We start from the raw sequence: 6,260 nt of genomic DNA, 5'->3' as shown, positions 1-6,260 counted from the left end.
CACCGGCCGGCGACCTTCACATACGTCTCGTCGACGAACCACCGGTCCCCAGGCGTGTGCCGGCAGGGCCGGGCCGCGTCAATCAGAAGCGGGGTGAACCGCGCCACCCACCGGTACACGGTGACATGATCGACAGCGATACCCCGTTCGGCGAGCAGCTCCTCGACATCCCGGTAGGACAGCGCGTACCGCAGGTACCACCGGACCGCCAGCACGATCACCTCGGGTGGGAACCGGAACCCGACGAATTCCGACACTGAGACCGGCGGACGAGGGCTGCAGCAAACCATCATCCGATCATGCCCCGGAGCCGGCACGGACCACGGCTTCCGCCGACGCAACAGACCCACATCGAATGGTGCATTTCCCCGGCACCGTCCGGGCGATGCGGAAGGGGACGATTCCGGGCCCGGATGAGTTCATCGTCTATCGGCTGTACGCGGCCGACGGCACCTGTGTCGTACGTCAGGATGACTCGCAACGTCCTGCAACGCATGGCCCAGCTCGCCAGACACCGACCGTGGCGGCAGGAAAAGATCAAGATCGTGACGGATGTCCATCCGATACCCGCGAAAGCCGAGGCCTGGGAGAACGTTGCGATCTACACCGGCGCACCTCCACCCGACGTCCAACGGCCGCACTTCGACGGCCATGCCCCTCCTGAGATCCTCGCGCGGGTTCGCGAGCGGCCGAACGCGACACACTGAACGCTGGCTCGACAACCACCCTGGCTGAGACACCCGCACCGGCCGCGTAGGCAAGGAGACCAGTGATGACCACACCCACAGCGCCCTACTCCCGCACCCTCGACCCCGCAGAGGTCTATGAGGCTCTACTCCCGGACGGACACTGGCACGTCCTGCGCGAACCCCGGTTCGAGAACGTCGAGATCGGCGAGCAGGTGGTCCCGTGCCTGCGAGCACTCCTCGAGAACAAGACCGGAGAGATGCTCGTCCCGATCGACCAGATCCGCGGGTGGATGGTCCAGAGGCCCGACCCGCGATGAGCGACGTTCGGGCGACGAAGACACCGGCCGCGCGGCGCGCCAACACCGAGGAGATACCCGACCATGGCTGACAACCGGTGGGGCTACCGTCCCCGCGACAGCGCTGTGGTGGTCCTGTGCAACTCCGAACAGGCCGCACGCAAGCACGCCGTGGACGGCGCGACAGCAGTCGTCCACCGAGACGGGCAATGGGTCGGCCTCCCCACCGACCCGCGCGAGACACCCGACCGTGACTGACCAGCGCGCAGCCAGCCTCGCCGGACTCGCCGCAACGGCCACCTCCTCGACGATCAGCGTGCTGGTCGGGGAGCACGTGGAGGAAGACACCGCATCGAGGTGCCTGATCGCCGTCTGCGGACCCGCCGGCTCCGCACATCCACAGGCGGCGGTCGCCGGAGTCGAACACCGCTGGGAGCTACACCGCGAACGAGCCCGCACCGTGCCGCCGATCCATCCCCAGCCGAAACGGCCGATCATCGACAGCGTGCACCGCGACATCACCAAGGGACTGCTGTGACCGACCTGCCGCCCGGCTTCCGGATCGTGATCACCAACGCGACCTGCGACCACGCCACCACGTACGTCATCCAGGCCGAAGGCGAACCCACCCGCACCATGGACGCGGTCACCCAGCAGGCGTGGGCCGAGCACCGGCGCAGGCTCGTAGAACAGCACATCCGCAGCGCCGCCCGTGAACCCGAGCACGACAAGCCCGAGAGCTGGCCGGCCGAGATCATGACCGACTACCAGCGGCACATCGCCCTACGAAACGCAACCGACCCGATCCCCGCCTACCTCCGCCTGTTCCCCGAAGACCAAGACGCGGTCGAACATGCGCTCACCACAGGCAACCTCGCCAGCCTACGGAACCTCGCACACCCCGTCTGGCAGGACGGCGCCTACACCTACGAACTGCGGCCAGATACCCACCCCGCCCCCCATGACCTCGCCATCTACGCCAACCCGAGCCGCCACTTCGTGCGCCCCAGCCGATCGGCCGCCCTGCGCCACCGGCGGACCGACCGCAGGTTCCGCTGGGAGTTCGCGGGCACGCTCGTCCAATACCCCAACGGCATCGAACGCGCCGGCGCCAACCCCATCGACCCCCCGTTCACCGTCGGCGGCCGCGACTTCGTCGCCGAGATGGAAGACGACAGCTACTACGCCGTCCGCGCCACCCTCAACGGGCAGGTCATCGCCCAGGGCAAACTCCATGCGCAAGTCGGAGACGCCGGCTACTCCGAACTCACCCCCGAAGACTCCGACGTCCTCAACGTGGGCAACGTCGACCTGATCTTCGCGCTGATGGCGCTCGACGATGGCGAGCAAGACGTTCAGGTCACGCTCATCATCGAACAAACCGATCCGGCTAGCGGCCAGCCCTGACACCCTGACCAACAGCAAAGCACCATGGGGATCATGGACAGCCCGAAGGCCCACCCTACGGGTCGACACCGACGTCGACCACCTCACCGCAGCATCCAGCACGGACTGGCCGGCGTCCAACGCCACCCCACCTACTCGAACTGCCTCACAGCCACTGGCCTGACTTTGGTAGCCCTGAGGATCCCGGCGATCGGGCTGGATGTACCGCTCGGCATCGCGATGTGGCCGGCAGCCGCCGCCGGGGCGGTGCTGACCGTGATGATGTGGAGCGCCGTGCTCCCCCCGGCCAACAACCCGTTCATGGACGACCACCTCATCTACGCCGCCGTCCTCGTGCTCCTCGCCGTCCTGGGCGCCGGCAGACTCGGCCGCCTCTGGGCAGCCACCCCACTGGTCCGACGCGCACCCTGGCTCACGTAGGAGAGACGCCCACCCTCCGGAACGGTGGTGGTGGTGGTGCATCCGACGAAGGTAGCGACGGAGGCGGCCACCGGTCCGAAGCCGGTTGTGGGTAGCCACACGGACACGGCATCCTCGCCAGGAGGCCGCTCGAGCCAGGCCGATCCTGCGAAGGCCAAGCCTCCCAGCCACCTCGATCGTCCTCGCCGGCGCGTGGCTCGTCGAACCCATCACCGCGAGGCGAACCTCCTCGACGGGCATTCCAGCAAAATTCCGGACCAAGCCCGGCGCAGTCCCGCAGTCGGACCTTAAGTGATGTCCGGAATCTAGGTCTATCCACGGACACTGCCCAGCGGTCCGGCTTTCTGAAAGCCGACGGAAAGGTCTCCTGGGGCACGGGGCAGGAGATCCATCCGGGAGCCGACCGACATCGGCTTTCACGACGGGTGATAGGGAGCGATGATAGGTACCGGACGTGCCGCGGCGAGTTCCTGATGGATCGACACAGCGTGTGCGGACGGAAGTGTGTGAATCGGCAGGAAAAGGGGGATCGCCGTGGCGGAGGAAGGGCGGAAGCCCGGCAGGGTGATGGTCGATCGGTCGGAAGGTTTCGGCGAGCGGCTGCTGGGTGTTCTGCTGGACCGGGCCCATGAGATGCCTCCGCAGTTGATCGCCCCGCTGGTCGCGGAAGAGGTGAGCAGGATCGGTGGCCGGGACGTCTCGATCCTCCTCCAGGACTACGATCAGCTGAGGCTTGCGCCGCTGCAGGGCAGGGGCCTCATGGTCGGGAAATCCGAGCCGATCGATGGCACCTCGGCAGGTAGAGCCTTCCTTCGCGCAGCTACTGTCGACGAGCCGCAGGCCGATGGCGTACGGATGTTCATGCCACTCCTGGATGGCAGCGACGAGGTGGGGGTGATGGCAGTCACCCTCGATACTGTCGATGATGACGACCGGCGCCTGCTCGGACGGTTGRCAGGCCTGGTCGCTGACATGATCGTCACCAAGAACAGCTACACCGACCGGTTCTTCCAGGCCCGGCGTCGCGAACGGATGAGCGTGGCCGCGGAGATCCAATGGTCCCTGCTGCCCCCACTGACAATGACCACTCCGCAGGTTTCGGTGGCAGGAATCCTCGAACCCGCCTACGAGGTCGCGGGTGACAGCTTCGACTACGCACTCAACGACGACATCCTACATATAGCTGTTATCGATGCTATGGGCCATGGTCTCGACGCTTCGGTGCTCGCGACCGTTGCCATCGGCGCCTACCGGCATGCCCGACGCGCCGATGTCGGGCTCGCCGACCTTTACGCTTTTATGGACTCGGCCATCCGTCGACAGTTCGGACCCGACCACTTTGTCACCGCGCAGATGGTACGCCTAGACGTGGGAATCGGCGTCATGCAATGGGTCAACGCCGGCCACCCGGCACCACTACTGATCCGCGGCCGTCGAGTCGTCCAGGCGCTGGAGACTCCTGGAACCCTGCCGATCGGGTTCGGTGGCGACAACCCACGGATCGACGAAAATCAGCTACAGCCCGGCGACCGTGTACTGTTCTTCACCGACGGTCTCATCGAGGAACACGAAACGGGTGGAGAACAGTTCGGGGAACAACGCCTGATCGACTTCGTCGAGCGGGCCGGGCAGGTGGGTGAAGGTGCGCAGGAGATGGTGCGAGGTCTCTCCCACGCCCTCATGCGGGAACGACACGGGAAGACCAGCGACGATTCCACTCTCTTCCTGGTCGAATGGCGCGGAGAGCCCGCCGACCACCTCGCCAGCGTAGATTTCTGACGAAGACAGCTGTGGATCACGACTCCTCCTGATCGGCGACGGTTGCCACCAGGCGTCCACGTCAGCCCGCCACGGACGGAACCGCACACGATCTTGCCCGTCCACCACCACACGGCGCCGATCCGGTCACCACCACCCCGACGACGAACCGGCCGACCGCGCCGGCTGCCCGGCTCACTTCGACCCGGTCACCGGCCTGCAGGGACCGCAGCCGGAAGAAAGTGTCAAGTACCGGGTTTGCTGGAGACTCGGTTGTCACGCGCCGGCGGGCTGCCGGGCGTCCTCGATCTTGTCCTGGGCGGCCGTGTAGGCGGCCTCGTACTCCGCGGGCGGGACCATGTTGATCTCCCCGTGGAGCCTCCGGTGGTTGTACCAGTCGATGTACTCGGCGACGGCAACCTCAAGATCGGCGTGTCCCGCCCACGGGCCTTTGTTGCGGATCAGCTCGGCCTTGAACAGCGAGTTGAACGCCTCGGCCATGGCGTTGTCGTAGGAATCGCCGACCGAGCCCACGGAGGCGACGGCCTCCGCCTCGGCCAGGCGCTCGGTGTACCGGACGGCGACGTACTGCACCCCACGGTCGGAGTGGTGGATAAGGTTGGAAAGGTCGGCGCCGGCACGCTGGCGGGTCCAGATCGCCATGTTCAGCGCGTCAAGCGCGAGCTCTGTGTACAGGTTCGTGGAAAGCTGCCAGCCGACGATTCTCCGGGAGAACACATCGAGAACAAACGCCGCGTAGACCCAGCCAGAGAAGGTACGGACATAGGTGATGTCGGCGACCCACAGCCTGTCCGGTGCCGACGCGACGAACGTCCGTCGCACCAGGTCAGGCCGGCTGTCCGGACCCTTCGCCCGAACCGTCGTGCGCGGTGAGCGCACCCGTGACACGCCACGCAGGCCGTCCCCGCGCATGAGCCGGGCCACCGTGCAGCGGGCGACGTGCCGGCCGGCGACCCCGCCCTCGCGGTCGAGCTGCGCGAAGACCTTCCGCACCCCGTAGACGCCGTAGTTCTCGGCATGAATCCGCCTGATCTCCTTCAGGGTCTCCTCGTCGGTGACCGCCCGGGCTGACGGCGGCCGTTTCCGCGCGGCGTAGTAGGTGCTCGGGGCGACCTGGACGCCGGCGTCCTTCAACACCGCGCAGATCGGCTCGACCCCGAACGTCTCCTTGTGCTGGTCGATGTAGTCGTGGACTACCGGCGTGGGCGGTCGGTGAAGTCGGCCCGGGACGCGGTACCAGCCTTTCAGCTGGCCCGTTTTCCCGGGCCGCTTCCCGCACCCGGYGTGCCCCTTTCAAGGCACCGGGCGCTCCGCAGGTCCCGCTAAGCTCGTGGGAGCTCGTCAGGCAGCCGCAGGCCAAGGTGATGGAATGACTGACCCTCGGTACCGGTAACGTGTGGTGCTTACCTTCTCCGGGTCGAACAGCTCCCTGTCCTGGCCTGTTGGCCACCATCCGCCACCGCAATAGTGGCGGCGCAGTTCCTTCCAGGTCGACCGGCGGTGCTTACGGCGTATCCACCGCCATACCGTCTCGAACACATAGTGCTTCAGGTAGGCGAAGGTCACCGACGACACTCCGGGCCGGAAGTAGGCGCACCAGCCCCTCAACACAGGATTGAGCCTGCGTATCAGATCGTCCAAGGGCTGATTCACCTCGACCTCGCGGCAC

The 6,260-nt window shown here is 66.5% G+C and carries 10 protein-coding genes; 7 read left to right on the top strand and 3 right to left on the bottom strand.

The annotated features are described in order from the left end of the window. Positions 1-290: IS6 family transposase (locus BBK14_RS07550; RefSeq protein ID WP_131802189.1), on the bottom strand; the 290-nt coding region annotated here is incomplete at its 3' end. A 204-nt stretch (positions 291-494) separates the two neighbouring features. On the opposite strand from BBK14_RS07550, the gene BBK14_RS07545 reads away from it, so the two are divergent. The 7 genes from BBK14_RS07545 (at position 495) to BBK14_RS07520 (ending at position 4,591) form a co-directional block, all read left to right on the top strand. Continuing rightward, complete coding sequence (locus BBK14_RS07545; protein WP_071060502.1) at positions 495-707, top strand: hypothetical protein; 213 nt, start codon at positions 495-497, stop codon at positions 705-707. A gap of 65 nt (positions 708-772) precedes the next feature. Beyond that, on the top strand, positions 773-1,006 hold the full coding sequence (locus BBK14_RS07540) for a hypothetical protein (protein WP_071060500.1): 234 nt from the start codon (positions 773-775) through the stop codon (positions 1,004-1,006). Between the two features lie 63 nt (positions 1,007-1,069). Further along, positions 1,070-1,243 carry a hypothetical protein gene (locus tag BBK14_RS38120; protein WP_157904224.1) on the top strand — a complete coding sequence of 58 codons (174 nt, stop codon included), beginning with the start codon at positions 1,070-1,072 and terminating at the stop codon, positions 1,241-1,243. Further along, a complete protein-coding gene (locus BBK14_RS07535) occupies positions 1,236-1,523 on the top strand; it encodes a hypothetical protein (protein WP_071060498.1) in 288 nt (95 codons plus the stop codon). The genes BBK14_RS38120 and BBK14_RS07535 overlap by 8 nt, the downstream gene beginning before the upstream one ends. Next, positions 1,520-2,392, top strand: coding sequence for a hypothetical protein (locus BBK14_RS07530; RefSeq protein ID WP_071060496.1), 873 nt, complete (start codon positions 1,520-1,522; stop codon positions 2,390-2,392). Before BBK14_RS07535 ends, BBK14_RS07530 begins: the two co-directional genes overlap by 4 nt. A 165-nt stretch (positions 2,393-2,557) precedes the next feature. Further along, positions 2,558-2,812, top strand: coding sequence for a hypothetical protein (locus BBK14_RS07525; protein ID WP_071060494.1), 255 nt, complete (start codon positions 2,558-2,560; stop codon positions 2,810-2,812). A gap of 567 nt (positions 2,813-3,379) precedes the next feature. After that, positions 3,380-4,591 (top strand): PP2C family protein-serine/threonine phosphatase, encoded by a 1,212-nt coding sequence (locus tag BBK14_RS07520; protein ID WP_198541201.1) that lies wholly within the window; start codon positions 3,380-3,382, stop codon positions 4,589-4,591. Positions 4,592-4,846: 255 nt separating this feature from the next. Here the strand turns inward: BBK14_RS07520 and BBK14_RS07515 are convergent, their stop codons facing one another. Together BBK14_RS07515 and BBK14_RS34820 are read right to left on the bottom strand one after the other, a co-directional pair. Further along, positions 4,847-5,839 carry an IS3 family transposase gene (locus tag BBK14_RS07515; RefSeq protein WP_116430016.1) on the bottom strand — a complete coding sequence of 331 codons (993 nt, stop codon included), beginning with the start codon at positions 5,837-5,839 and terminating at the stop codon, positions 4,847-4,849. 93 nt (positions 5,840-5,932) lie between these two features. Further along, on the bottom strand, positions 5,933-6,260 hold a 328-nt coding region (locus BBK14_RS34820; RefSeq protein WP_275078454.1), incomplete at its 5' end, for a group II intron maturase-specific domain-containing protein.

The organism is Parafrankia soli, from assembly GCF_001854695.1.
GTDB classification, from domain to species: domain Bacteria; phylum Actinomycetota; class Actinomycetes; order Frankiales; family Frankiaceae; genus Parafrankia; species Parafrankia soli.
Note: the sequence above shows the minus strand (reverse complement) of the source record. Positions and strands in the feature narration are given on the sequence as shown.

What these genes read in the sequence shown, in the direction of transcription:
- BBK14_RS07545 (WP_071060502.1), top strand. Translation starts at nt 495, where the DNA reads ATGGCCCAGCTCGCCAGACACCGACCGTGGCGGCAGGAAAAGATCAAG.
- BBK14_RS07540 (WP_071060500.1), top strand. Translation starts at nt 773, where the DNA reads ATGACCACACCCACAGCGCCCTACTCCCGCACCCTCGACCCCGCAGAG.
- BBK14_RS38120 (WP_157904224.1), top strand. Translation starts at nt 1,070, where the DNA reads ATGGCTGACAACCGGTGGGGCTACCGTCCCCGCGACAGCGCTGTGGTG.